This window comes from Dyadobacter sp. CY347, from assembly GCF_021502655.1.
GTDB lineage: Bacteria > Bacteroidota > Bacteroidia > Cytophagales > Spirosomataceae > Dyadobacter.
Genome location: NZ_JAKFFT010000002.1, coordinates 902395 through 927414, shown reverse-complemented (window position 1 = coordinate 927414; position 25020 = coordinate 902395). Strand labels below are relative to the sequence as shown.

At 44.8% G+C, this 25020-nt stretch carries 27 protein-coding genes; 16 read left to right on the top strand and 11 right to left on the bottom strand.

The window, feature by feature from the left end; translation table 11 throughout:
* Positions 1-3 precede the first annotated feature (3 nt).
* The 5 genes from L0659_RS04630 (at position 4) to L0659_RS04610 (ending at position 3542) form a co-directional block, all read left to right on the top strand.
* Positions 4-228: a hypothetical protein gene (locus L0659_RS04630; protein ID WP_235124501.1), complete on the top strand. Its 225-nt coding sequence runs from the start codon at positions 4-6 to the stop codon at positions 226-228.
* 70 nt (positions 229-298) lie between these two features.
* A complete protein-coding gene (gene recN, locus L0659_RS04625) occupies positions 299-1960 on the top strand; it encodes a DNA repair protein RecN (RefSeq protein WP_235124499.1) in 1662 nt (553 codons plus the stop codon).
* A 48-nt stretch (positions 1961-2008) separates the two neighbouring features.
* The gene (locus L0659_RS04620) at positions 2009-2446 is read left to right on the top strand and encodes a viral A-type inclusion protein (protein ID WP_235124498.1); all 438 of its coding nucleotides are present in this window, start codon (positions 2009-2011) and stop codon (positions 2444-2446) included.
* A 6-nt stretch (positions 2447-2452) separates the two neighbouring features.
* Positions 2453-3109, top strand: coding sequence for an SCO family protein (locus L0659_RS04615; protein ID WP_235124496.1), 657 nt, complete (start codon positions 2453-2455; stop codon positions 3107-3109).
* Positions 3110-3128: 19 nt separating this feature from the next.
* Positions 3129-3542, top strand: a complete 414-nt coding sequence (locus L0659_RS04610; protein ID WP_235124495.1) for a cytochrome c — start codon at positions 3129-3131, stop codon at positions 3540-3542.
* On the opposite strand, the gene lptC is transcribed toward L0659_RS04610, so the two are convergent.
* From lptC to L0659_RS04595, 3 genes are all read right to left on the bottom strand, one after another.
* Entirely contained in the window at positions 3539-4120 is a 582-nt protein-coding gene (gene lptC, locus L0659_RS04605; RefSeq protein WP_235124494.1) for an LPS export ABC transporter periplasmic protein LptC, read from the bottom strand. The two genes, L0659_RS04610 and lptC, sit on opposite strands and share 4 nt — an antisense overlap.
* Positions 4121-4128: 8 nt before the next feature.
* Positions 4129-5325, bottom strand: coding sequence for a hypothetical protein (locus L0659_RS04600; RefSeq protein ID WP_235124493.1), 1197 nt, complete (start codon positions 5323-5325; stop codon positions 4129-4131).
* Positions 5326-5431: 106 nt separating this feature from the next.
* Positions 5432-6154, bottom strand: coding sequence for a type III pantothenate kinase (locus tag L0659_RS04595; RefSeq protein WP_235124492.1), 723 nt, complete (start codon positions 6152-6154; stop codon positions 5432-5434).
* A gap of 489 nt (positions 6155-6643) precedes the next feature.
* Between L0659_RS04595 and rho the strand changes: the two genes are divergently transcribed.
* Both rho and L0659_RS04585 read left to right on the top strand, forming a co-directional pair.
* The gene (rho, locus tag L0659_RS04590) at positions 6644-8479 is read left to right on the top strand and encodes a transcription termination factor Rho (RefSeq protein ID WP_235124491.1); all 1836 of its coding nucleotides are present in this window, start codon (positions 6644-6646) and stop codon (positions 8477-8479) included.
* A gap of 12 nt (positions 8480-8491) precedes the next feature.
* Positions 8492-8746, top strand: a complete 255-nt coding sequence (locus L0659_RS04585) for a hypothetical protein (RefSeq protein WP_235124490.1) — start codon at positions 8492-8494, stop codon at positions 8744-8746.
* A gap of 109 nt (positions 8747-8855) precedes the next feature.
* Here L0659_RS04585 and htpG read toward each other — a convergent pair whose 3' ends face one another.
* Complete coding sequence (gene htpG / locus L0659_RS04580; RefSeq protein ID WP_235124489.1) at positions 8856-10694, bottom strand: molecular chaperone HtpG; 1839 nt, start codon at positions 10692-10694, stop codon at positions 8856-8858.
* A 242-nt stretch (positions 10695-10936) separates the two neighbouring features.
* Here htpG and L0659_RS04575 point away from each other — a divergent pair, with 242 nt between their 5' ends.
* Positions 10937-11488, top strand: coding sequence for a hypothetical protein (locus L0659_RS04575; RefSeq protein ID WP_235124487.1), 552 nt, complete (start codon positions 10937-10939; stop codon positions 11486-11488).
* Between the two features lie 62 nt (positions 11489-11550).
* On the opposite strand, the gene L0659_RS04570 is transcribed toward L0659_RS04575, so the two are convergent.
* A complete protein-coding gene (locus L0659_RS04570; protein ID WP_235124486.1) occupies positions 11551-12252 on the bottom strand; it encodes an MCP four helix bundle domain-containing protein in 702 nt (233 codons plus the stop codon).
* A 203-nt stretch (positions 12253-12455) separates the two neighbouring features.
* Between L0659_RS04570 and L0659_RS04565 the strand changes: the two genes are divergently transcribed.
* Positions 12456-13190, top strand: a complete 735-nt coding sequence (locus L0659_RS04565) for a DUF6962 family protein (protein ID WP_235124485.1) — start codon at positions 12456-12458, stop codon at positions 13188-13190.
* Positions 13191-13256: 66 nt separating this feature from the next.
* Here the strand turns inward: L0659_RS04565 and L0659_RS04560 are convergent, their stop codons facing one another.
* Positions 13257-13892 carry a peroxiredoxin gene (locus tag L0659_RS04560; protein WP_235124484.1) on the bottom strand — a complete coding sequence of 212 codons (636 nt, stop codon included), beginning with the start codon at positions 13890-13892 and terminating at the stop codon, positions 13257-13259.
* A 167-nt stretch (positions 13893-14059) separates the two neighbouring features.
* On the opposite strand from L0659_RS04560, the gene L0659_RS04555 reads away from it, so the two are divergent.
* The 7 genes from L0659_RS04555 (at position 14060) to L0659_RS04525 (ending at position 19938) form a co-directional block, all read left to right on the top strand.
* On the top strand, positions 14060-15214 hold the full coding sequence (locus L0659_RS04555) for a cysteine desulfurase family protein (RefSeq protein WP_235124483.1): 1155 nt from the start codon (positions 14060-14062) through the stop codon (positions 15212-15214).
* On the top strand, positions 15211-16413 hold the full coding sequence (locus tag L0659_RS26395) for an XdhC family protein (RefSeq protein WP_235124482.1): 1203 nt from the start codon (positions 15211-15213) through the stop codon (positions 16411-16413). The genes L0659_RS04555 and L0659_RS26395 overlap by 4 nt, the downstream gene beginning before the upstream one ends.
* A gap of 5 nt (positions 16414-16418) precedes the next feature.
* Entirely contained in the window at positions 16419-17021 is a 603-nt protein-coding gene (locus tag L0659_RS04545) for an NTP transferase domain-containing protein (protein WP_235124481.1), read from the top strand.
* A gap of 112 nt (positions 17022-17133) precedes the next feature.
* The gene (locus L0659_RS04540; protein ID WP_235124479.1) at positions 17134-17973 is read left to right on the top strand and encodes an ATP-binding cassette domain-containing protein; all 840 of its coding nucleotides are present in this window, start codon (positions 17134-17136) and stop codon (positions 17971-17973) included.
* Between the two features lie 83 nt (positions 17974-18056).
* A complete protein-coding gene (locus tag L0659_RS04535) occupies positions 18057-18866 on the top strand; it encodes a hypothetical protein (protein WP_235124478.1) in 810 nt (269 codons plus the stop codon).
* 10 nt (positions 18867-18876) lie between these two features.
* Entirely contained in the window at positions 18877-19254 is a 378-nt protein-coding gene (locus L0659_RS04530) for a GntR family transcriptional regulator (protein ID WP_235124476.1), read from the top strand.
* A gap of 12 nt (positions 19255-19266) precedes the next feature.
* Entirely contained in the window at positions 19267-19938 is a 672-nt protein-coding gene (locus tag L0659_RS04525) for a hypothetical protein (RefSeq protein WP_235124475.1), read from the top strand.
* A 133-nt stretch (positions 19939-20071) separates the two neighbouring features.
* Here the strand turns inward: L0659_RS04525 and L0659_RS04520 are convergent, their stop codons facing one another.
* The 5 genes from L0659_RS04520 to gndA form a co-directional block, all read right to left on the bottom strand.
* A complete protein-coding gene (locus tag L0659_RS04520; RefSeq protein WP_235124474.1) occupies positions 20072-20911 on the bottom strand; it encodes an SPFH domain-containing protein in 840 nt (279 codons plus the stop codon).
* Positions 20911-21087 (bottom strand): hypothetical protein, encoded by a 177-nt coding sequence (locus tag L0659_RS04515; protein ID WP_235124473.1) that lies wholly within the window; start codon positions 21085-21087, stop codon positions 20911-20913. Before L0659_RS04515 ends, L0659_RS04520 begins: the two co-directional genes overlap by 1 nt.
* Before the next feature lie 163 nt (positions 21088-21250).
* Positions 21251-21970: a 6-phosphogluconolactonase gene (gene pgl, locus L0659_RS04510; RefSeq protein ID WP_235124472.1), complete on the bottom strand. Its 720-nt coding sequence runs from the start codon at positions 21968-21970 to the stop codon at positions 21251-21253.
* 3 nt (positions 21971-21973) lie between these two features.
* Complete coding sequence (gene zwf, locus L0659_RS04505; RefSeq protein WP_235124471.1) at positions 21974-23482, bottom strand: glucose-6-phosphate dehydrogenase; 1509 nt, start codon at positions 23480-23482, stop codon at positions 21974-21976.
* A gap of 12 nt (positions 23483-23494) precedes the next feature.
* Complete coding sequence (gene gndA / locus L0659_RS04500) at positions 23495-24910, bottom strand: NADP-dependent phosphogluconate dehydrogenase (RefSeq protein WP_235124470.1); 1416 nt, start codon at positions 24908-24910, stop codon at positions 23495-23497.
* Positions 24911-25020 lie beyond the last annotated feature (110 nt).

Genomic DNA, 25020 nt, shown 5'->3' with positions numbered 1-25020 from the left:
ATTATGAGCAAAAGATTGATACGCATTTCTTCCAAAGACATTTTTGCTTCACTCGAAAAGCTGCTCAAAATAGAGATCAATGCAGTGATGGACAATGGCAACACGCATTTTGGCAAACTTGAATCCTTTACAAAGGAGAATCTGCTGATCCGCGACACGCGTAACCACGCGCACCTCATTCCATTGCCTTCGCTTTATGAGATCGTGTATGACGCCAGCTCAAAATGAGCCATCAAAAACCGGAATGCGAATCGTTATATTTCCTAATTGTTGATCTGATAACTATATTCGTATAGATATGCTTTCGAATTTACTTATAAAAAATTACGCGCTGATTAAGCAACTGGAAATGTCACCAGATCCCGGACTGAACATCATAACGGGTGAAACGGGCGCTGGAAAGTCGATCATGCTGGGTGCCATTGGCTTACTTCTGGGCAATCGGGCAGACGTAAAATCGTTATACGATTCCAGCGAAAAATGTGTGATCGAAGGCAGTTTCAATCTTTCCGGCTATGATCTTGCTCCAAATTTTGAGGACGAAAATGTAGACTATTCCGATGAATGCATCATTCGCCGCGAAATTTCTGTCGCTGGCAAGTCACGTGCATTCGTCAATGATACACCTGTGAACCTAGATGCCCTAAAACGCATTGGAAGCCAGCTGCTTGACATTCACTCGCAACACGATTCGGTGATGCTGGGCAATAATGAGTTTCAGCTTCGTGTGGTGGATTCATTTGCTGATAATGCGCAACTGCTTAAATCCTATCAGCGTGACTTTTCGGCCTATAAGGACGCCGCCAAGGCTTTTGAAACGCTGCAGCAGGAAGCGGTCAAGCTCAGAAAAGAGTTCGATTACGACCAATTTCTCTTTCAGGAATTAGACAATGCGAAGCTGGTTTCAGACGAACAAGAGAAGCTTGAAGTAGAGCTGAACATTCTGGAAAATGCAGTGGAAATCCGCGAAAAACTCCAACTCGCGTATACATTACTGGATAACCCGGACAACTCGATTCTTGAACTGCTTAAAAATGCTGCCAATGCAATCGGCCAGGCCGCCAGGCTCGTTCCTGTTTATGACGCAATCCGCGAGCGCGTACAGAGCACATTAATAGAATTACGCGATGTAGCGGACGAGATCGACCAGGCAAACAGCTCTGTTGACATTGATCAGGGGCGCGCCGAGCTCGTTCAGGAGCGCCTGGACCTGATCTATACATTGCTCAAAAAACATCAGGTAACCAGCGTCGATCAGTTGCTTCAAATCGAGGAAGAATTGCAGCGTAAGCTTAGCATCGTGTTAAACTTGGATGAAGACCTGGTTAAGGCCGAAAAAGCTGCGACCCAGGCAAAGGAGGCCATGCTCAAAAGCGCAAAAATCCTCTCAGAAAAGCGACGAAAAGTTACCAAAGCAATAGAAACACTGATTTTGGAAAGACTTTCGGAACTGGGAATCCCAAACGCCAGTTTATCTATACAGGTTACGGAGACTTTGCCGACAGCAAACGGCCTGGATTCGGTTGCCTTCCTTTTTAGCGGCAACAAAGGTGTCGTTCCGCAGGATTTGAAGCAGGTTGCCTCCGGCGGGGAATTTTCCAGATTGATGATGGTTATCAAATACATTCTTGCAGACAAACGAATGCTCCCGACGATCATTTTCGATGAAATTGATACGGGTGTTTCGGGTGAAATTGCCAGAAAAATGGGAAAGATGATGCAAAATATGGCGCATAACCACCAGATTATCGCCATCACGCACTTACACCAGATTGCCAGTAGCGGTAATGCGCATTATTTTGTTTACAAAGACCATTCATCCGAAAAGACTGTCAGTAAAATCAAAAAGCTAACCGTAGACGAGCGTGTGCAGGAAATTGCGCAAATGATCGGCGGCCATAATCCTTCCGATTCGGTGCTGGTCAATGCGCGCGAAATGATCCTGAAAGAACAAAGTTGACCAAGCAGCATTGCCAACAATAATACATTTTAACCTCCCAAAAAACGCATGAAATACCCGCTACTAACCCTGTTTGTCCTGGCACTTTTGTCAGGATGTGGTAAAGAAGGTAAACAAGATAAAGCCACTGAACTGGAAGCAGAAGTGATGACCATTCACGACGAAGTAATGCCGCAAATGGATCAGATCATGACATTAAAATCACAACTTTCCAAGAAAATCCAGCATATGGATAGCCTTCAAAATGAGGGCATTAGCAGTAATACCATTGCCGAAGAGCGCATGAAGGCTGTGGACCTCAACCAAAAGCTCAACGAGTCTGATAAGCTGATGATGAGCTGGATGCACGGGTACAGAGGTGATTCTGCCAAGGCGTTAAAACCAGAGCAGGCGATTCAATATTTTGAGACCGAAAAGGAAAAGATCCTGCAAGTGAAACAGGTAACATTAAAGTCAATTCAGGAAGCGCAAACATTTTTGGAGTAACAGGTTATGAAATTAAGAATTAAGACTATCCATATATACACGTTCGTACTGGCTGCATTCATTTTTAGCATTACCAGCTGTAAAGAAGAGAAAAAATTGCCGATCCTTGGAGAACGTGATGCGGTGAAGAAAATGGTTGATGGAAAGGAAGTTGTAGACACGGTTTATAACACCATTCCGGCTTTTTCCTTTGTTAATCAGGAAGGCGACTCCGTTTCTGAAAAGATCGCAGAAGGCAAGATCTATGTTGCGGATTTTTTCTTCACAACCTGCCCGACCATTTGCCCTATTATGAAGCGCCAAATGATTAAGGTTTACGATCAGTACAAAGGAAACCCGCAGGTCATGATCCTCTCCCACTCCATCGATCCCGACCATGACACGCCTCAGGTGTTAAAGAAATTTGCAACAGATTTGGGAGTCGAAGGCAGTCAATGGCAATTTCTGACCGGAAACAAGGAAAAGATCTTTGAAATTGGCCAACACAACTATCTGGTCACTGCAAAGGAAGACAAGACCGCTGACGGCGGATACATTCACGGAGGAGCATTCATCCTCATTGATAAGGAAAAGCGTGTGAGGGGCATGTACGACGGCACCACGGAAGAAGGAACGCAGAAGTTAATTGCCGACATGAAGATCCTGCTCGACGAATACAAATAGTAAGTCACCCCATGATTTCATGACCAAGCCAGCCATTATTGTTTTGTTTGTTATGGCAGTGTTGTCCTGCAAGAGCGCTTCTGAGCTAAAAAGCGAGCAGTATTTTGTAGAAGGATATAATCTTTACACAACCTATTGTGCCAATTGCCATCAGGCCGACGGCAAGGGAATGTCCAATCTGTATCCGCCATTGGCGAAGTCTGACCGATACAATGATAAATCCGCAGTTGCGTGCATTATCAGAAACGGCATGAAGGGCACTATTATAGTCGATGGCAAAGAATTCAACCGCCCCATGCCAGCCAACCCTAAACTGACTGAGATTGAGATTGCCGAGCTGGTCAGCTTCCTGAGTATGAAGTGGGGGCAAGACAGCGTATATACTTCGATCGAAACTGTACAGGCTGCATTGAAGAATTGCAAAGAATATTAAGGTGCGCCGCTGAACTTGTAGATTCCGGTCGCCTTTCTGAATTTGATCCGTGTAAAATCCTGCTCTGCATCCATTCCAATTGCATTGGTAATTTCAGAAGTCCGCTTGTTGATCACGGAAAGTGGTTTATCTGTAAAGACCTTCCTGGTGCGTGGACTCCAATTGAGCTCTGTGGTAGTAAGCAGCTCTTCTGTTTCTGATTTTACGACGCGAACATTTCCCTTTACAATATAAACATCCGCCGCTTTGTCATAATGTCCCGAATCGGAACGCAGGCGTGTTACGATGGTGCCCGTTGTATCGTAAAAGTTAATGTTGATCGTATCGGGAAAAACTTGTGCTTCGTTCTGATAAGCGAGGCGCTTGGGCGTTTTCATCACCACTTTAAGCTTTCCCTGCTCACTGTATTTTACCTCAACATCATTGACAAGTTCGAGCGGGCCGGTGTATAATGCACCTAATTTATTTTGTTTTCCCTCACAAGCTGCCAGCATCCACACCGCCAGCACAAGAAGGTAAAAAGGAGATAAAAATTTATTTCCTTTTTGTATTTGTGTGAAGATCAATGCAAGTCGCATGTCTGATTTTAGTCGATTTTCTGTTTAACAAACCATCTTTCCAACAGCGTAATGCCTAGTACAACGCGTCCATAACGCTCTCTTATCATCCCTCCGCCCGTGTTGCCTCTTTGCCCTGCGACGAGTGCAACAGACAGAAAGTTCTGATATCCACGGCCCATCGGGAATGTAAAGCCCAGACTTACATTGGTATCATTGACATCACTTTTTCCAATCGAATACGGCGTTTTACCATAGCTGAACCCAACGCGGTATCTTACCAGATCAAAGTAGTTAAGCGATGTAAATCTTGGAAGATATTCTGCCCCTACATTAATACGGCCTACGTCTTTCAAACCATCATTTGATCTGGAAAAGCTCCTGTATTGCGACCATTGCTGATAGCTGAAATCCGCCGATAAAATCAATTTGAACGGCCATTCCAGACTTCCGCCAACCAAGAATTGATTAGGCGTTTTAAGTCCGCCGCCAAGTGCATTTTGAAGCGTATCCGGGTTGATGACATCAAGCGCGTTTGAGGTCACCTCAAAAGTTGTCGTTTGATCCGCATTGATTGTCGTTCCAATGCTGTAAGATGCGCCCAGGTTCAAGTTCAGCTTATTTTCTTTCTTAATCGGAATCCTTAATGCAGCACCTGCACGGAATGCAATGTCCGAGTAGGTTGTCCTGTCATTTAAACTAACAATGTATTCATTGGAAAGATCGTCGCCTCTTATTACCGCGGCCCTGTCGACCAGGGAAACCTCTGTGGCCTTCCGCACATTTCCGAAGAAATAAGAAGTTTCAAGACCAAGACTTAAATATTTCGTAACCTGATAAGCCGTTGTGACAGAAGCCTTATTGATGCCTCCCTTTCCGGTTGTATTGTAAATTCCCACAAACTGGGTTCCCTGCACGTCGCGGATAGAAGAGTTGCTATAATCAACAAACGTGTATGGTTTAAGGCTTACGCCCAGCACCCAGCGCGGGCTGATAGGAAAGGCAAGGGAAACATAGGCGAGATTACCGCCAGCATTTTGCTGTTTTTTTGCACCGGACACAACATCCTTATATTGTCCGATCAGACCAATGTCCAGGGTTGTAAACCGGTTACGCACCCAAAGTGCAGGGTTAAGATTATTGATCTGAAACCCGGTGCCAGTACTAACACCGGACTGCCCCATTCCTGTATTATCAGAATAAGCATCGCCGTAAAACTCTCCCATTCCCAGTGAAGAGTATGGAGAATTGCCCAAGCCTTGTGCCCTTAGCGCCGTATTGAGGTATGTACAATTCCAAATGAGTGCAATTGCAAATGTGAGTATTCTGAATCTACTGTAACGAGACATTATATGTTAAAATTCTGTTCAATCCTATTAAAACCAATTCCGGCACCGCAAAGATGGGTGGTTTCAGGCTACTTTCAAAAAAAGCAGCATCACCTCCACATAATAGTACGCGCAAATCCGGCGATTTGTGTCGATACCTTTCAATAATTCCTTGCATTTCTGCAAGAACCCCATTCATTACACCACTTTGCATGGCGCTGCGTGTGCTTTTCCCTATTAATTCCGGATCTGTTTCGGGTTCGACCAGCGGAAGTCGCTTAGTAAACGAATGCATGGCATTAAATCGCATTTTCACGCCCGGCGAAATCATGCCTCCCTGAAACACCGCGTTTTTATCAATCAGATCGTAAGTAATGCAGGTGCCCATGTCAATGACAACCAGGTCTTCTTTGGGATAAAGAAAATTGGCGCCTGCGGAAGCGGCAATCCGGTCGGCTCCCAGCGTTTGCGGCGTGTCATAGTTTTTGGTGATGGGCAGTGGTGTGTCGGGCGTTAAATCAAATATTTTCAGCGGCTTTCCAAGGGCCTTTTCAAAATCGGATGCCGTAAAGCTTACAGATGAATATAAGATATATTCCGGAACCTGGGCCAGCACAGCTTCGATTAATTCGCCAAAAGTAAGGCGCGTCGTATAGCGTATCAGTTTATCACCTTCAAACCATCCGACTTTCGAATACGTGTTCCCAGAATCAATGACAATATTCATAATTTTGCAAAAGTCCCACATTTGGCCCACAAAAACTAGTGCTTATAAAAAGGTTCGCTTTGGGATTTCCGCATTCATTATCAGCACTTAAACGCAAAGCCCGAAAAAGAAAAAAGGAGAATCATTTATTTTCTTGCATTCAACGGGTTTTTATTTTGATGTAAAGAATAAATTTTTTACCTTCGTCGCTATAAGTCCAGTATCGACTTTTAAATCCAAATTCCATCTCACGGTAACTCTCAACGTTATCGAGGTTTTAAAAATCTTGACGATTTACTGTCTTTACTTCCTTTACTCAATTGTTAACTTTCAGAGTATATTAATCAAGTTTTTCAATTTGTAAAGTCGTCACCCAGGCTTATACAGAAGATATTTTTAATATTAATGACCATCACGTCACTACGAGATATGCTTCTCGGCTTTTGTCCAAAAAAATTCAAAACCTTAATATCCATTCGGTAAAGTGCTACTTTACTTTCCCTTGTCTGTATGCCTACAATTGATGAATTGAACATTAAGCTTTTATCAGAGCTTAAAGAAATAGCTAGCAACCTTGGTGTTGCAGATTACGCTAAACTCCCAAAAAAAGAACTTATAAACAGAATCCTGCTTAAACAGGAACCTGGAACTGTTACAGAAGCTCCCGCAGCTGCTGAAACTGTTACCAATATAGCTCAGGCTGCGCCGACAGCACAACCTGCCTTGGAATCAGACGGTTACGATTCTGATGAGCCCAAGAAAAAAAGAGCGCGAAGACCATCTGATGCTCCTGCCGATAACATGAAGCCGGCAAACAACAGGTCGGCAAGGATGAAAAAAGACAATGCGTCGCCTTCACCTGCTCCCCTATTTGATACTTCCCTGAGAAATCAGCTTGCTGATAATAATGAAAGACCTAATAATCTGGACATTCGTGAAGAATCCGACTCTGATAATGATACATTAAATGATCTGGGCAAGGAAGAAGTAATCAACCAGCCGGAAGCTGCTGCGCCTGCAACCGAAGAAGCGGTTCAGGAAAAAACAGAAACCAGCCCTGAAGAAAATACACCTGCCGCAAAAGAAGAAAGACAAAACCGCCAGCCAAATCAGCAGAATCAGCCCAACGATTCTAGCGAACGCCAGCCGCAACAACCGCAGCAGCCTGCCCACCGCGACGATCCATCGTCTAAAATCAAACGCAACTACAACAACTACGTAAGGGAGTTTGACGGACTGATTGTTAATGAGGGTGTGCTTGAAATTATGCAGGATGGCGGCTACGGATTCCTCCGCTCGGCAGACTATAATTACCTGGCCAGCCCGGATGATATATATGTATCGCCTTCTCAGATTAAACTTTTTGGCCTGAAAACCGGTGATACGGTAAGGGGACAGATTCGCCCACCGAAAGAGGGGGAAAAATATTTTGCTTTGCTCCGCGTCGAGACAGTTAATGGTAAAACAACCGAAGAAATCAGGGACCGTATTCCTTTTGAATATCTTACACCTCTTTTCCCGGATGAATGCTTAAAGCTGAGCTCCCGCCCGGATCAATATTCTACCAGGATCCTGGATCTTTTTGCACCGATCGGAAAAGGACAACGTGGAATGATCGTTGCGCAGCCAAAAACGGGTAAAACTGTTTTACTAAAAGAAATCGCAAACGCAATTACGCGTAACCACCCGGAGGTGTTCCTTCTGATCCTTCTGATCGATGAACGTCCGGAAGAGGTTACTGACATGCAGCGCAGCGTTAGAGCGGAAGTGATTGCTTCCACATTTGATGAGCAGGCGGATCGTCACGTAAAAGTGGCCAGCATTGTTTTGGAAAAAGCCAAAAGAATGGTTGAATGCGGCCATGATGTCGTGATTCTGCTGGATTCTATCACACGTCTTGCCCGTGCTTATAACACCGTTGTTCCTTCATCCGGTAAGATCCTTTCAGGTGGTGTGGATGCCAATGCATTACATAAGCCAAAAAGATTCTTCGGAGCGGCAAGGAATGTTGAACACGGCGGATCGCTGACCATTATTGCAACTGCACTGATCGATACGGGTTCTAAAATGGACGAAGTTATCTTTGAAGAGTTCAAAGGAACGGGTAACATGGAATTGCAACTGGATCGCAAGCTTTCCAACAAACGTGTATTCCCGGCTATCGACGTTATGGCATCGGGTACGCGCCGCGAGGATTTGCTTTTGGATAAGGAAACATTGAAAAAAGTGTGGATCCTGAGAAAACATATGTCAGACATGAATGCAATGGAATCCATGGACTTCCTGCTCGAACATATGAAAGGCACCAGAAGCAACGAGGAATTCCTGATCTCGATGAACCGCTAAGCAACCCGGCTCATGGAAGATTTAAAGATCATAGAAGGAATCGGACCCAAGATTGAGGAATTGCTTAATCGGGAAGGCATTCATAGCATTGAACAGCTCGCCGACACTTCCATTATCAGGCTGGCAGCCGTTTTGAAAAAAGCCGGGCCCAGGTTTCAGATCCAGAATCCTACATCCTGGCCAAAACAAGCATTACTGGCCAAAGACCAGAAATGGGATGAATTGGAACAGCTCAAAAGATTGATCCTGTCAGGTAAAGAATCCTGATTTACTCATATACAAAAAAGCCCGCTACTGAAATTCAGCAGCGGGCTTTTTTATATGTAGAACGAAGACTTACCAAGTCTTGAAGAACTTGATAAGTCTATATTACATCTTACAATGTCGCAACGGTTCTCTGGATAAACTGCGTCAGATCACTTCCTGACAGTAATCCTTGTGAAAGCAATGCAAGATCAAAAACCTGTTTTGCCAGCGATTTTTGCGCTTCTTCATTTTCACTTTGCAGCACGCGGCTGATCACCGGGTGGTTAGAGTTCAATGAAACCGTGTACATCAACGGCATATCGCCAAACATGGAACGCTGTCCGGAAGTCGCCTGCATATCCGTCATACGACGCATAAACTCAGGGAATGTGATCACCACCGGCAATTCATCCACCGGCATCGCCTCTACCTGAACATGCGCGCTTTTACTTCCCGCTACTTCTTCAAAGATCTTCTTCACCTTATCCTGGTCATCGCTGGAAAGAATGCTTTCTAATGTCACATCCTTTTCAACCAGTTTGTCAAGCGTATCGGCATCGACGCGTTTCACATTCACTTTTTCAAGCTTTTGTTCCAGGGCGTTGATAAAGTGTGAATCAATGATCGTGGAGAATGTCAGCACGTCATAGCTGCGTTTTTTGGCCGACTGGATAAATGCATCCTGTTTTTTCTCGTCAGTGGTGTAAAGCCAAACCTGTGTGTCGTTCTTGTCGGTCTGGTTGCCTTTTACGTGCTCGCGATATTCTTCGAAAGTGAAGAACTTGCCTTCCGTATTTTTTAATAAACAGAAATCCTTCGCTTTTTCATAGAATTTATCATCGCTGATGATTCCGTATTTTACAAAAAGACCGATATCATCAAATTTTTTCTCAAAACCCTCGCGGTCGTTTTTAAAGATCTCGGAAAGCTTATCTGCCACTTTACGCGTGATATAGCCATTGATTTTCTTCACATTACCATCGGCTTGCAGGTAACTTCTTGAAACGTTCAAAGGAATGTCGGGCGAATCGATCACACCATGCAACAGTTGAAGGAAGTCCGGAACGATGTCTTTTACTTCATCGGTGATAAATACCTGGCGGCTGTAAAGCTGGATTTTTTCGCGCTGTCCCTGAAAATCGTTTTTCAGTTTCGGGAAATAAAGCACTCCTGTCAAATTAAATGGATAATCCACATTCAAATGGATCCAGAAAAGCGGATCTTCGCTGAACGGATAAAGCTCTTTGTAGAAAGCCAGGTAATCCTCGTCTTTCAGGTCAGCCGGATTTTTTGTCCAGATCGGATTTGGATTGTTAATGACCTTTTCCTCAAATTCAATCTCGATCGGAAGGAACTTGCCATATTTTTCAAGAATGCCGCGCAAACGGTGCTCATCCAGGAATTCCTCAGAATCAGCTGCAATGTGCAGGATAATGTCCGAACCGCGCTCTGCCTTTTCAGCTGGCCCAAGTTCGAATTCCGTAGAACCATCACATTCCCAGCGAACTGCTTCAGAACCTTCTTTGTAGGATTTTGTAATGATCTCCACATTCTCTGCAACCATATAAGCAGAGTAGAAACCAAGACCAAAATGGCCGATAATGCCTTTGTCACCTTTTCCATCCTCACCTTTGTCTTTGTATTTCTCAACAAATTCAGTAGCGCCGGAAAATGCGATCTGGTTGATATATTTTTTGATCTCATCAGCAGTCATACCAATTCCATTGTCGCTAATCGTAATGGTTTTGGCTTCCTTATCAAGCTTCACAACCACTTTCAGGTCGCCTAGTTCACCGTTAAACTCACCATATGAGGCAAGTTTTTTGATTTTCTGGGAAGCGTCAACTGCGTTGGATACTAATTCACGTAAAAAGATTTCGTGGTCCGAATAAAGGAATTTTTTAATGATCGGAAATATGTTCTCGGTATGAATGCTTAGGTTTCCTTTTTCCTGAATCACTGATTCCATAATTATGCCGTTTTTGTTTATAATATTGAAGAAATTGTTTTTTCTGATCTGCAATACCGAATCCAAATATGCGTTCCAAATACAATTCAAATGCAGCTCGACTGACACATTGTCAGGAATGCTGAAATCGACTGCATATATCGATCGGTTGGTAACTGACTAGCTTTTTTGTTAATATTGCGAACGGTAACCAACTCAACTAAAATCATTCAAACAGTTCATTCAGAACACCAATTAGTAACATGAATCTTATTAAAAAACTCTTCGCAGGCGTATTCTTATTGAGCGCAGTGTCAGCCTGCACCACAATGAATTCCGTTCCTCTCTCTAACTATACTGTGTTTACGGAAGATCTTCGCCGGGACCTGGAATCAGCAAACATCGAGATAGCCAAGGTTCAGTTCTTCAACGACAAGGCCATCAACATTCGCAGGGAAGTTTCGGATCCCAATGACATTAAAGTAAATCCCGAAGGACAGATTACCATGAGCAATGGTAAAAGCATTCAGACCATTAACGTGCTCCCGTTTACGCCGGGTGTGGCTTTGAGCTCTGACAATGGTGTGATATTCGTTTCCTGGGATGATACCCAACAGGATACCAAAGGCATGAAGTTCAATCTGAGCGGCCAGAATTATTTCCTGGATGTGCTGCCTAACAATAAGTTTGATTACAAGGAAAGAACATTTGATCTGCAAGGCGGAAATGGTGCCCGCTTATTTGTAAAGAAAGATCTTTTGAAGCAGGTTAAAAATTCAAGAGAAACGCTGAAAGGCCGCAAGGTTGGTCAGTAACAGCTATTACGTAAACGAAGAAAGGTCAGGATATCCTGACCTTTCTTCGTTTACAGGCATCTTTAATTGAGATGAAAAGACTGGTTTTTCTGCCCCGAAATTTTGGGTTTATTGACAATGGATGAATTCTGGATCAGCACCAGCAGCATAAGCCCGATCACAACGGCCAGCGCAATTTGCAGAAACGAAATAATGCCGAAGCTGGCAATGTCACTTTTTGATTCCTTCATTAAATCCTTTCCAATGCTTGATTGAATGTTGGTCAGCTCGTTGAGGTTGGCGATGGTGTTTTTAAATGTATTTGCGCCTGCGCCCGCAAAAAGTTTCTTGCCCTCCTCCTGCGCGCCTGCATTACATAATTTTAATATCGACTTTTCAAGCGCAGTATATCTGAGCACTTCGTTTTTGAAAGCCGTCAGGCTCTTTGCTTCTTCGTCGACAAGGTATGTTTGTTCAAAAGCTCTGATCAGCGAGTCAATGTTCCGGTTATGGGCGCTTAATTGGAAGCGGATCTCACTTTTATCCCCTGCACCGTTTGCCAACAAATACTCTTCCAAAGTAAGCCGCTTTCCGTAAAGGTTTTCGGTTAAATAAATGATCGTTGTTGCCGGGATCAGCCTGTCCTGATAAATGGACGAAAAGGACTTGTCAATGCCCTCCATATTGCGTCTGGACAGTAATGTAGCCAATATAATCAGCACCATAATCCCTCCAAGAAGCATTGCTGCTTTCAGTTTTTGTTGAATTACAAAAGACCATTTCATGAAATAGCAATTAAAATTGTAAATCCCGCGATCCGTATCCAGCATTAAAATAATGCTAAAACTCCTCCGTATTATAACGTTTCATACACCACAAATATATCGTCAATATAACTAATAATAAGAGATTAAGCGGGAAATGTGGGATCATTTCAGAATCGTGGTATAATTTTGTTAGATTGATTTTTTAAAACACTCATCCGTTCATGAATGAAGTTGCCATTGATTTCAGTAAGGTTCACCAGATTCAGGTTTTTGGAGTAACCATTTTAGAACCTTCCACTGTGATCTCAAGTCTGATGATGACTGTGATCTGCATCTACGCATTTATCCATCTTGGTAAATTGAGAAGGGCCCATATCATGTATAGACAAATCCAGTTTTTTTTCCTTTTCATGGGAATAGCCACAGCAATCGGCGGTGTCCTGGGGCATGGATTCCTGTATCTGACGGGTCAACCTGGAAAAATCCCCGGCTGGTTTGCCAGCATGATCGCCGTAGCGCTTTTTGAACGTGCAGCGATCTGGCATATAAAACCATTGTTGCAAAAGCGTAGCGGGTTAATCCTTGGCTGGCTGAATTATGTGGAGCTGGCTATATTTTTCGCACTGACTTTTATCACGCTCAACTTCGTCGTGGTGGAGATTCATGCCTTTTATGGGCTGTTCCTGATGCTGTTTTTAATAGAAATTTATGTTTACAAAAAACGGAAGGACCCGGGAAGCGTCAATATCTTCATTGCCACAGCATTAGGCGCTGTTTCGGCCGGATTGCATGCGCTTAAATTTAGTTTTGGCCCTTGGTTTAATTATAACGACATCAGTCACATCAGCATGGGCGCATCGATCTGGTTCTATTACCAGGGAGCAAGGCACATGACCTACTACGGAGAAGAAATGATCAAGCCCGAAGAGGTGCTGGAAAGCGAAAACGAAAGTTGATTTCTATATAATAAAAAAACGAGGATGCCTGAAACAGACATCCTCGTTTTTTTATGGTAAATCCTCTTATTTGTTTGGCTGTGGCGTGTAACGCAGATAAGGCTTCACAATATTAAGACCTTTGGTAAATTTCTTCTGGGCATCCTCCGTGCTAACGGCTGGCACAACGATCACATCATCGCCATCTTTCCAGTCCGCAGGCGTTGCAACGCTGTAATTCGCAGTCAATTGGAGTGAATCGACAACGCGCAGAATTTCGTTGAAATTACGGCCTGTAGAAGCAGGGTAAGTCAATGTCAGTTTTATTTTCTTGTCTGGTCCTACAATAAAGACAGATCTAACGGTTGATTTCTCACTTGCATTCGGGTGGATCATATCGTAAAGTTCAGCAACTTTACGGCCTTCGTCGGCAATGATCGGGAAATTAACCTCTGTGTTGTTAATCTCATTGATATCCGGGATCCAGCGATTGTGCGAATCAATGTCGTCAACGCTCACTGCAAGCACTTTCACATTACGTTTTTCAAATTCACCTTTCAAAAGAGCCGTTTTGCCGAGTTCAGTTGTGCAAACCGGCGTAAAGTCAGCAGGGTGAGAAAACAGCAATCCCCAGCTGTCCCCCAACCATTCATGAAACTTGATCGGGCCTTGTGTGGTGTTTGCCTCAAAGTCAGGGGCAATATCTCCTAGTCGAAGTGACATAATATATAATGATTTAAGTGGATAATATAATCTACTAATGTTATAGAGTTAACGCAAAATTAAATAATAAGTTTCAAAAACTGTTTCTGAGATTGAGATGCTTTTTGTTTAATTTGAACTATAAACAAGGTTTTTGTTTTCTCCAATAAAGATTCACTTCTGTTGCCATGAACTTAAAATTGCCTGTTTACCTGGATAATAATGCAACCACTCCAATGGACCCAAGGGTTTTGGAGGAAATGCTTCCGTATTTTTCAGAGAAATTTGGCAATGCAGCCAGCCGCACGCATTCTTATGGCTGGGAAGCAGAGGAGGCCGTAGACATTGCCCGCGAAAATATAGCCAGCCTGATCGGCGCCAATCCGCAGGAAATCGTTTTTACGTCCGGGGCAACAGAGGCCGCTAATCTGGCTATAAAGGGCGTTTGGGAAAATAATGCTGGTAAAAAGGGCCACATTATCACCGTCATAAGCGAGCACAAAGCCGTTTTGGACACCTGCAAGAACATTGAAAATAAAGGCGGATCTGTTACTTATCTGGACATTCAGCCCAATGGACTGATTGATTTGGATGATCTGCAAAAGGCAATTACAGCGGAAACGGTGCTGATCGCTGTCATGTATGCCAATAATGAAACGGGGGTGATTCAGCCTGTACGGGAAATCAGCGCTATTGCAAAGGCGCACGGCATTTTGTTTTTTACAGATGCTACGCAGGCAGTGGGCAAGATCCCCGTGGATGTGCAGGAAGACGGCATTGATTTGCTCGCTTTCAGCGCGCACAAATTGTACGGACCCAAAGGCGTCGGCGCACTTTACGTGAGAAAAAAGAATCCGGCAGTCACGCTCACGGCGCAGATCGACGGTGGCGGTCACGAGCGCAATATGCGCAGCGGCACGCTGAACGTTCCGGGTGTCGTGGCTTTTGGGAAGGCTTGTGAGATTTGCTTGGAGAAAATGTCGTCGGAAAGCCAGCAGCTAAGTGCACTGCGCGACCATTTTGAAAGGCAGCTACTCGAATTGCAACATATAGAAATCAATGCGGGAAAGACGCCTCGCCTGCCCCACGCGACCAACATTTCATTTCGGGATATTGACGGTGAAAAAATGATCTTTGAGGCCGGGAGCGACATCGCATTTTCCAGAAGCTCGGCCTGCACGTCAGCAACATTGGAACCAAGCTATGTATTAAAGGCAATGGGGCTTTCTAATGAATTGATCCATAACACTTTCCGGTTCAGCTTCGGGAGGTTTTCTACACAACAGCAAGTAGATCATGCTGTTGCGGTAATTTCTAAAATAGTAAAAGAACACAGGGGGTGAAAGAAATTACGGACATCATAAGCTCTTATGAATCAGCGGTTACAGCTGGCAAGAAAACGGCGCTGGCAACTGTTGTACATGTAGAAGGCTCCTCTTACCGCCGTCCAGGCGCGCGAATGCTTGTTACTGATGATGGTCAGCTAACAGGCGCCATCAGTGGGGGATGCCTGGAAGGAGATGCATTAAGAAAGGCGCTACTGGCGATCTCCCAACAAAAAAATAAACTGGTAACCTACGACACCACAGACGACAACGACACAACATTAGGCGTTCAGCTGGGCTGCAATGGCATTGTTCATATCCTTTTCGAGCCTATTATCCACAGTGACGCTGCTAATCCGATCGTGCTGCTCAAAAAAGCGCTGGAAAAACGGCAGAATGCTGTGGTTATCACGCTGTTTTCACTGAATTCACGGACAGCCATCCAGCCAGGAACCTGCTTTCTTGATCTGGAAAAGGATCAAGCAACTGTAAATAACATTTCTGACCCTGCTCTTTTGAAGCAGTTGCTTCCCGAGGCTGAACTGGTAAAAAAGCGGCAGGAATCGTTTTTCAAAGAATTTGATAGCAATGGTCAAAAACTGACTGGTTTCGTTGAATATCTGCGTCCGGCCCCTGCGCTCATCATTGCCGGCGCTGGAAATGATACAATCCCGCTTTCCGAGATGGCCCATATTTTAGGCTGGAATGTGACTGTTGTCGATGGCCGGAATGGTCATGCTACCAAGCAGCGCTTTCCCCAAGCCAATCAAGTCATCGTAGCAAAAGCCTCGGAGGTTTTGTCGCAGATTGAAACCGATACGCAGACGTTTTTTGTGCTGATGACCCACAATTATAATTATGATCTGGCCCTGCTGAAAGAGCTGATCAACGTTGAAGAATGCATTTACATTGGCGCGTTAGGCCCAAAAAAGAAGCTGGACAGAATGTTCGGCGATCTTCAAAAGGAAGGAATTGAGGTTACGGAGCAGCAAAAAACTAAAATATTCGGCCCGGTAGGATTAGATGTTGGCGCTGAAACTTCTGAGGAGATAGCATTGTCGGTTCTTGCTGAAATTAAGGCTGTGCTCAATGGAAGAACGGGAATGTCCCTGCGTGCAAAACCCGAACCCATTCACAGCCGGTCTGATCAAAAAGTGGATTATCATAAATCCACGCGGGAAAATTTTCTCTGTGAAATACAAACTGCTGCTTCTTGAACCACATGGCGGAAATCGCGCGTTACGCAATCATGATCCTTGCCGCCGGCAACTCCTCACGCCTGGGAGAACCCAAGCAACTGCTTCATTACCAAAGCAAAACACTGATCCGCCATGTTACCGAAGCTGCTATTGCTGCCGAAAGCACCGGTGTGTTTGTCATTACCGGCTCCAATGCTTCCTTAATTGAAAAGGAACTGGATCCGCTTCCCTATCAGCCGGTATACAATCCAGCATGGGAATCTGGGATGGCCTCATCGATTGTTGCAGGCGTTCAGCAGCTGGTCGTCATGCAGCCCGACTCCACCGGCGTGATTTTTGCCGTCAGCGACCAGCCTTTTGTTACCACTGATCTTTTTAATGCATTGATAAACAAATCATTAGAACGCGGCTCATGCATTGTCGCATCCGCTTATCAAAATACGCTGGGAACGCCTGTTCTTTTCTCGAAAAACTATTTCCATTCCCTATTAAGCCTAACCGGAGCAGAAGGAGCCAAAAAACTGATCACCAAATTTGCCGCCGACGCTACTTCGGTCCCCTTCCCTTCCGGCAGCATCGACATTGATACGCAGGAAGATTACCAGAAACTACTGGGCAATGGTTAGCATTCCTACCTAGAATTTTATTCAAACTTTTTTTATCAAAGTCTTGCTTATTGATTTCAGATATTTACTTTTACAGTGTACTACTAGACTAGAACACTAAACGATTCGGAAAATGATCCGCCTAGACCACGTAACCTTTGGATATAGTAAGAAGAAAAAGCTGTTTGAAAATCTGTCGCTTAACCTGGAAGCCGGACACATTTACGGATTGCTTGGCAGAAATGGCGCGGGTAAATCCAGTTTGCTCAGAAATATGGTCGGGCTGCTTTTTCCGCAGCAGGGCAATATCAATGTGGTAGGTTACGAGCCTAAGAAGCGACTCCCTGCATTTCTGCAAGATGTGTTTTTTCTTCCGGAAGAAATTTACCTGCCTTCTGTTAAGATCCGGAAATACCTGGAAATGATCGCGCCGTTCTATCCAAAATTTGATGTCGGACAATTTGATAGTTACATCGCAGAAATGGACATTCCGCTCGATAATAAGCTGACTGACATGTCTTACGGGCAGCGGAAAAAGTTTCTCATCGCATTTGCGCTCTCAGCCAACACCAGGGTTTTGATCATGGACGAGCCTACGAATGGTCTGGACATTCCCTCGAAAAGTCAGTTTAGAAAACTGGTTTCAATGAATCTGGACAAAAACAGGCTGTTTCTGATTTCAACGCACCAGGTCCGCGACCTGGACAATCTGATTGACTCGATCATCATCCTTGAAGACAGCAAGATTTTGATCCAGGACAGCCTTGAAACAGTCTCTCAAAAGCTGTGCTTCGGCACGCTTCCCAGCATTGATTATGACAACCGTGTGCTTTATTCAGAGCCCTCGCTGAAAGGTTACAAAGCCGTTTTTGAAAATTCTGAACTTGAAGAGAGCCGGGTAGACCTGGAATATTTGTTCAATGCAGTGCTTGGTAACCCCGAACGGATCAAACAAATTTTTAGCAAACAATGACGGGCCTCATCATATCCATGCTGTTGCTGATACTGGCAACGCTTACCAGATCAATTCTTCCCATTATTATCTGACTTAATCCTATGAATCAGACATTTAACATTCACCGGTTTGCCCTGGTAGTCAAGCTGGACCTGGTTGAAAGAGGCAAAAATTACCTGCTGATTGCCTTGCTACTGACCATCATGTTGCTCGCATTGATGCTTCCGATCGTGACTTCCAGCAAACCTGTTGGCACTTATGAAGCGCTGCATTATATGGCTATGTTTATGGTTATGCTGTTTGCATCCTCTTTTTATACAAGCAGCGCCATGACGCATTATGCCGCAGCACCAAGCTCGATCAGCAACCTGATGCTGCCTGCTTCACATTTTGAGAAATTCCTGAGCGCGATGTTTTTCAACCTTCTTTTTGTTGTTCTCTTTTTGGTCTTTTATTTCCAGTTGCACTACCGCACCGTCGATATTGCTAACGCAAAGCTGCCGTCGTGGGGTTACAAATATCCTTATATGACGGTAGATCTGGCAGTGTATTTTTGCTTTGCCTACTTCATGTTGCATAGCATTGTTTTTCTGGGATCCATTTATTTTTCCAAACGTTCATATGTGAAAACGGCCGCGTTTACGTGTGCTGCGATCTTTATTGTCTTTGCCATTCACTTCACCATGTCAAATTATCTGACACATTATCCTTCAAGGCTTAATACGCTGCCTTTTGCCAGCTGGCAAATGTGGTATTTCAAAGACGGTAATTTCACCGTATTCCGCGGCCTGAACACATTTCATATCCACTTTCCTGAAACCATTTACCGCGCTATTCAAGGCTTTATCACAGTGTTTATTCTAAGCATCTGGTATATAGCTTATTTACGCCTTAAAGAGAAGGAAGTTTAATCACGCTTTCATGGAATTTAAAGATAAACAATCCATTTACCTGCAAATCGCCGATTACATCTGCGAGCAGATTCTGCTGGGCAAATGGCCTCCAAATGAGCGCATTCCGTCTGTTAGGGACTTGGGCGGCACGCTGGAAGTGAACCCAAATACGGTCATGCGGACCTATGAATTTTTACAGAATAAAGAAATCATATTCAACAAGAGAGGCATTGGTTATTCGGTCAGTGAAGATGCGAAAGAGCGTATTTTGGCTTATAAAAAAGAACGCTTTGTTGAGTCTGAGCTGCCGGAGGTTTTTAAAATGCTTTATCTTCTCAACATTGATATGGAAGAATTGCAAGCGCGATATAACCAGTTTGTCACAGACACTTTCCCTGTCACTTAATAGCCTAACCCCATGAAAACAAGCAACATATTAATCATTATCATGCTATCGCTGTTTCTGAGTGCGATGGTGGCGTCAAACCTTGTTTTAAAGAAGGAATTTGATAAAATAGACAGAAAAGACCCATACTCGGGTTACACCAAACACAGCTTGCAGCCATTTCATTACGTCAAATTGCAGGGAGTCGGATTTGGCGTAACGGAGGTCTCGCAGGGGAAGGATTTTGAGATCAAATTTGTGGTGGATCGCAAATTCCTGGACTGGAAAGTGATCAATGATACACTAACGGTCAACTACAAAAAAGACTTTCCCGAAGGAGGGCAGTCACCGCAACAAATCGTGCATACATTACCTTCTGTCTACATTTTCGTTCCGGCCTTGAAGGGGTTGGAATCCAACACCATTAACTGCAAAATCAAAAACATGAAGCAGGAAAGCCTGACTGTTAAGCAGATCGGCGGCGCGATGGTAATGCTGGAAAATCAGATCAGCGATCTTCGGGCAGATTTCGTTTCAGGCGCCATTGTGACAACTTATCGTGAAAATGAGTTTGGCAACAGCAAAATAACGGTTCAGGATAGCAGCACTTTTCAAGTCGACTCCAATGTTTTCAAATCGCTTGATCTGCAAGTCGGCGACAGCGCGCATGTCAAAGTGCCGGGAAGCTTGTTGAAGAAACTTTGATTTTATTCTTATAATCCCAAGGTTAAAACTCTGGGTAATGATACTGATCGTGCCTGACGGCACTTGTGCTCGTCCAGTGCCGTCAGGCACGTTCAATCAACTGGCCCCAGATTTCAATCTGGGGAAAGATGGATTATTTTATCCCAAGCATTAAACTGGTGCTTCCGCCCGCATTGGTGGTAGGCAGTACGCCGTTCCATTTCGAAACCCATTCCTGCTGAATGAGCAGTGGAGTCAGGGTTTTCTGACGCAGCTGGTTGGCTTCCGCCTCGGCGCGAGCTTTGATTAATGTCGCCTTCGCCTGGCCTTCTGCGCGTGCGATGATTACTTTTGCTTCTGCTTCGGCCTGCTTGGCCATGTTTTCAGCTTTCAAGCGGGCCTGGATAGACGTGTTTTTCTCGTCGATCATCTGGCGCAGCGAAGGTGGCGGCGTGATGGCAGAAGTCAGCTGATCATAAATGAAGCCATCTTTTCCCAAAGTCTTGGTGAGCACATTCTGAACACGGTCCTCAAATGCTTCCCGGTTGGACATTACGCTATCCGAACTGAATGAGTTAGCAACGATCCGGTAGGCATCATAGATCGTGTTTTTCATAAATCCCTGCTGAATTTCCCCTAACGGTCGTCTGTATTGGCGGTAAATTTGAGGCACTTTCTCAGGGTTAATGTGGTAATTAAGTTTTGGATCCACCTTAAATTCGGCCGCATCCTTTGTTGTGATTACAAAAGAATCATAATCGACGCTTTGCGTAAACGTCGGAAATTCAATGATCTTGGTTGTCCAGCTATTATACCAAACACGCCCGGTAACCAACGTGATATTATCAACACCTTTATCAGTTCCGTACAGGTTAATGCGGATCCCGACATTTCCGGCGTCAATGTTTTCGAAGCTGAAAGGCTGCACAAAAAGCACGATCACAGCCACAAAAAAACTTACAGAACCGATTATGATTTTTCTACCCAGCGTCATTATATTTCAGAATTTAGTGAGTTCAAATAATGATTCAGATCCCTTACAAGCAGGTAGATAGACGCGCCAATAATGGCTAAACCGCCCATTACAAGCAGGTCGGATTGCGAATTGATAAGTCTGAGCGCGTAGGTGATGACGATGATGACCGCCAGGATTTTAAGTAAGTATTTCATGTCAGCGAGGTTTGTTTTGAATAAATTTAGCATTAACAAATCCGGGCACATAATATTTTTATCCAATGGCGGCTTTGCAATGTTGAACGTATCAAAAAGCCATACAAGGAAAAAAGACGCATCGGTCAGATGCGTCTTTTTGTAGTGAATAACAAGTTAAAACTCAGAGCATTTCAGCTGCGGCCTGATCAACAAACCAGTGCAGCTCTCCCCTGGAAGGATTGATGATTTGGGACGGATAAAGATCCACATTGGATTCTCCCTTCAAAACGTGTCTTAATGTTTCTGCCTTTCCTGCTCCTGCGGCCAAAAACGCAACACAGGCAGCATTGTTAACAATCGGGGCCGTCAATGTAATCCTGAACATCTCCTGAGCAGGCAGATAAAACGCCTTAACCCACGCATTTTTTTCATGAATCACATCAGTGCCGGGAAAGAGCGATAATGTATGGCCATCGTCGCCCATACCCAGGAGTACAAAGTCGAATGATATTTCCGAATCTTTAAAATACTCTTTTAAGACCTTTTCATATTCGCGTGCAGACTCTTCCGGCTCAATATCCGTGCGCATGATGTGAATGTGGTCGGCATGAACCGGCACTTTATTCAGCAGCTCATCGTAACACATTTTCGCATTGTTACGCGAATCTTCAAAAGGGACAGCGCGTTCGTCTCCCCAGAAAAAATGAACTTTCTGCCAGTCAATGGCCTCTTTATAAGGCGATTGGGCAAGCAAAGCATAAAGCTGCTTAGGCGTGCTGCCACCGGACAAGACAAACGTAAAGCGGTCTTGCTTAGACAACACTTTCTGAATATAATCACTCAACCAGGCGGCCAGATCATGGCTGAGCCGTCCGGTGTCGTTTGCAATATGAATTTCCATATGTCAGGGAGCTGGTGGAAGGTTTATCCACGTATGACCGTCGCGTGCAAGCAGCGCATCTGCACCGTCCGGACCCCATGAATCGGGTGCATAATTAGGAAAATCCTGCGGTGTTCTGCTCTCCCAGGTTTCCAGGATCGGCATAATGACCTTCCAGGCTGCATCCACCTGATCATTACGCATAAATAGCGTTGCATCGCCCTCCATAACATCCAAAAGCAATGTTTCGTAAGCTTCGGGAGCATGTTCACCAGCCACTGCGTCATAATCAAATGTCATGTCCACAGGATCCAATGTCATCGTCTGGCCCGGACGCTTTGCCTGGAAACGAATGCTGATGTCCATATTAGGCTGAATACTGATCGTCAGCCTGTTGGAACGCCAGGTCTCGGCAGCTTCCGAAGGGAAAGCGTAATGCGGAGCAGGCTTGAACTGCAAGGTAATGTGCGTTGCTTTTTGGTTTAAAAACTTGCCTGTACGCACATAAAAAGGAACACCCTGCCAGCGCCAGTTATCGATATAAAACTTGGCAGCAGCGAATGTATCAATGTTTGAATTTGGGTTAACTCCTTCTTCCTGACGGTATCCTACCACTTTTTCACCTTTTTTCCATCCGCCGGAATATTGGCCGCGGACAGCAAAATCGTGAACCTGCTCCTTGGTAATGCGACGGATCGCATTTAAAACATCCACTTTTTTATTACGGATCTCATTGGCATCAAATGAAACAGGCGGCTCCATGGCAATCATACAAAGGATCTGCAAAATGTGGTTCTGAACCATATCACGCAGTGCACCCGCATGCTCGAAGTAGCCTCCCCTGCCCTCCAATCCAACACTTTCCGCAGCTGTGATCTGAATGTGATCAATGTAATGTCGGTTCCAGAGGGGCTCAAAAAGCGCATTGGCAAAACGCAGCGCAAGGATATTCTGAACCGTTTCTTTTCCTAAATAATGATCGATACGGAAGATCTGCTCCTCAGCAAACATGCTGGAAAGCAATTCGTTAAGCTCATGCGCACTTTCCAGATCGTGTCCGAAAGGTTTTTCAACAACGATTCTGGTTGTGCCTTTTTCTGAGCAGATTTTTAATGCACCCAGTTTCTGGGCGATAGAAGGAACAAGCTGCGGCGCAACGGCCAGGTAAAATATAACATTGGGATGCACGCCCCATTCTTCTTCTTTTTGTTTGACCAGATCCGTAATCAAATGGTAGGCCGCCGCATCATCGCCATCCATTTGCAGATAGGAAACGTGCTGGGTAAACTCTGTCCAGTGACCATTCTGCTTTCCTTTTCTTCGCGAGAATTTGGTAACACCGTCCAATAGATGCTCATGATATTTTTCATTGGAATAAGCACTGCGGCCAATGCCCGCTATGGCAAACTTCTCGGGCATCCAGTTATCCAGAAACAGATTATAGAGCGCGGGAGTAAGTTTTCTGTAATTAAGGTCCCCGCTTCCTCCGAAAATAAAGACTACTGAGGCAGGTGGACGTTTAGTGGTTTGCATAAAATTTCAAATTTATTGTTGACCCCACTCTGTATGAAAAGTACCGGGGATATCGATACGTTGATAAGTATGCGCCCCAAAATAATCACGTTGGGCCTGGATCAGGTTGGTAGGCATGCGCTTGGATTTATAGGCGTCAAAGTATGCCAGTGACGACATTAACCCCGCTGCCGGCACACCTGCCTTGGCTGCAAACGCGATCAGCGAACGCGTATTATCTTCTACCGACTTAACGACTGCTGCAACCTCTTGGTTCAGCAAAATGTTGGATAATTCCGGGCTTTGCGTATATGCATTGGTGAAGATTTCCAATAAGGATGAACGGATAATGCAGCCGCCTCTCCACACGCTGACCACCTTGGGAAGCGGAATGTCCATATTCAGATCTTTCGAAGCCTGAAAGAGCATGGCCAGGCCTTGCGCGTAGCTCAGAATGGTTGCAAAATACAATGCATCGTGCACCTCCTGAATCAGCTCGTCGGAAGGAGCCGAAGAGCCGTAACCATCTTTCGCATAGATTTCGGCAGCCTGAATGCGCTCATCTTTGTAGCCCGACAATGTTCGCATGGCCACGGCAGTATCGATAACAGGCACAGCAACAGGCAATTCCATGGAATCCTGCGAAGTCCACTTACCGGTTCCTTTTGAGCCGGCTTTATCAGATATCATATCCACAAGATGTTCGTCGGTCTGATCGTCCTTTTGCAGGAATATATCGGCTGTGATTTCAACCAGAAACGATTGCAGATCGCCCTCATTCCAGGTTTTGAATACTTCGTGAAGCTGCTCATTGGTCAGTCCGGCATGTTTCAGGATCGCATAGGATTCGCTGATCAGCTGCATAATCGCATATTCGATGCCGTTATGCACCATTTTCACGTAATGACCCGCGCCTTCTTTTCCCAGGTAAGCAACACATGGCGTGCCGTCCACTTTGGCGGCAATGGCTTCAAGCATAGGTCTTACATGCTCATAAGCCTGCTGATCGCCTCCGGGCATAATGCTTGGGCCTGTACGCGCACCTTGCTCGCCACCGGAAACGCCGATGCCCATAAAATGTATTTCTTTCTCGCGCAGGTATTTCACGCGCCTTAAAGTATCGGTATAATGCGAGTTTCCGCCATCAATGATCACATCACCCTTTTCCAGCAAGGGAAGCAAAGAAGCGATCACATCGTCAACAGGCTGACCTGCCGGAACAAGCATCATTACTTTGCGCGGACGCTGCAAAAGCTGGATCATTTCTGCAAGCTCTGCCACCCCTTTCACAGTGGTTCCAGGCGTTGCAGCAGATTCCAATGCTGCGTTTTTGGCCCCGTCCTTATCGAAACCGATAACAGAGAAGCCGTGATCGGCCATATTCAGCAACAGGTTCCTACCCATTACCCCAAGCCCGATCATTCCAAAATCGAATACGTTATTTGACATAAGTTAAGCGTCTTGAATAAAGAAGTTGCAATAATAAAGGAATTTACGCTATACGATTCGCTTTGTAGCTAATTTTATCTACTTAGGCTTGCTGTATAGTCACTAATAAC

What these genes read in the sequence shown, in the direction of transcription:
- L0659_RS04530 (WP_235124476.1), top strand. Translation starts at nt 18,877, where the DNA reads ATGGAATTTAAAGATAAACAATCCATTTACCTGCAAATCGCCGATTAC.
- L0659_RS04610 (WP_235124495.1), top strand. Translation starts at nt 3,129, where the DNA reads ATGACCAAGCCAGCCATTATTGTTTTGTTTGTTATGGCAGTGTTGTCC.
- L0659_RS04595 (WP_235124492.1), bottom strand. Translation starts at nt 6,154, where the DNA reads ATGAATATTGTCATTGATTCTGGGAACACGTATTCGAAAGTCGGATGG.
- L0659_RS04515 (WP_235124473.1), bottom strand. Translation starts at nt 21,087, where the DNA reads ATGAAATACTTACTTAAAATCCTGGCGGTCATCATCGTCATCACCTAC.
- L0659_RS04600 (WP_235124493.1), bottom strand. Translation starts at nt 5,325, where the DNA reads ATGGGAGAGTTTTACGGCGATGCTTATTCTGATAATACAGGAATGGGG.
- L0659_RS04545 (WP_235124481.1), top strand. Translation starts at nt 16,419, where the DNA reads ATGGCGGAAATCGCGCGTTACGCAATCATGATCCTTGCCGCCGGCAAC.
- pgl (WP_235124472.1), bottom strand. Translation starts at nt 21,970, where the DNA reads ATGGAAATTCATATTGCAAACGACACCGGACGGCTCAGCCATGATCTG.
- recN (WP_235124499.1), top strand. Translation starts at nt 299, where the DNA reads ATGCTTTCGAATTTACTTATAAAAAATTACGCGCTGATTAAGCAACTG.
- L0659_RS04560 (WP_235124484.1), bottom strand. Translation starts at nt 13,892, where the DNA reads ATGTCACTTCGACTAGGAGATATTGCCCCTGACTTTGAGGCAAACACC.
- L0659_RS04555 (WP_235124483.1), top strand. Translation starts at nt 14,060, where the DNA reads ATGAACTTAAAATTGCCTGTTTACCTGGATAATAATGCAACCACTCCA.
- rho (WP_235124491.1), top strand. Translation starts at nt 6,644, where the DNA reads ATGCCTACAATTGATGAATTGAACATTAAGCTTTTATCAGAGCTTAAA.
- L0659_RS04540 (WP_235124479.1), top strand. Translation starts at nt 17,134, where the DNA reads ATGATCCGCCTAGACCACGTAACCTTTGGATATAGTAAGAAGAAAAAG.
- zwf (WP_235124471.1), bottom strand. Translation starts at nt 23,482, where the DNA reads ATGCAAACCACTAAACGTCCACCTGCCTCAGTAGTCTTTATTTTCGGA.
- L0659_RS04570 (WP_235124486.1), bottom strand. Translation starts at nt 12,252, where the DNA reads ATGAAATGGTCTTTTGTAATTCAACAAAAACTGAAAGCAGCAATGCTT.
- L0659_RS04630 (WP_235124501.1), top strand. Translation starts at nt 4, where the DNA reads ATGAGCAAAAGATTGATACGCATTTCTTCCAAAGACATTTTTGCTTCA.
- L0659_RS04620 (WP_235124498.1), top strand. Translation starts at nt 2,009, where the DNA reads ATGAAATACCCGCTACTAACCCTGTTTGTCCTGGCACTTTTGTCAGGA.
- L0659_RS04575 (WP_235124487.1), top strand. Translation starts at nt 10,937, where the DNA reads ATGAATCTTATTAAAAAACTCTTCGCAGGCGTATTCTTATTGAGCGCA.
- lptC (WP_235124494.1), bottom strand. Translation starts at nt 4,120, where the DNA reads ATGCGACTTGCATTGATCTTCACACAAATACAAAAAGGAAATAAATTT.
- gndA (WP_235124470.1), bottom strand. Translation starts at nt 24,910, where the DNA reads ATGTCAAATAACGTATTCGATTTTGGAATGATCGGGCTTGGGGTAATG.
- htpG (WP_235124489.1), bottom strand. Translation starts at nt 10,694, where the DNA reads ATGGAATCAGTGATTCAGGAAAAAGGAAACCTAAGCATTCATACCGAG.
- L0659_RS04565 (WP_235124485.1), top strand. Translation starts at nt 12,456, where the DNA reads ATGAATGAAGTTGCCATTGATTTCAGTAAGGTTCACCAGATTCAGGTT.
- L0659_RS04525 (WP_235124475.1), top strand. Translation starts at nt 19,267, where the DNA reads ATGAAAACAAGCAACATATTAATCATTATCATGCTATCGCTGTTTCTG.
- L0659_RS04585 (WP_235124490.1), top strand. Translation starts at nt 8,492, where the DNA reads ATGGAAGATTTAAAGATCATAGAAGGAATCGGACCCAAGATTGAGGAA.
- L0659_RS04520 (WP_235124474.1), bottom strand. Translation starts at nt 20,911, where the DNA reads ATGACGCTGGGTAGAAAAATCATAATCGGTTCTGTAAGTTTTTTTGTG.
- L0659_RS04615 (WP_235124496.1), top strand. Translation starts at nt 2,453, where the DNA reads ATGAAATTAAGAATTAAGACTATCCATATATACACGTTCGTACTGGCT.
- L0659_RS04535 (WP_235124478.1), top strand. Translation starts at nt 18,057, where the DNA reads ATGAATCAGACATTTAACATTCACCGGTTTGCCCTGGTAGTCAAGCTG.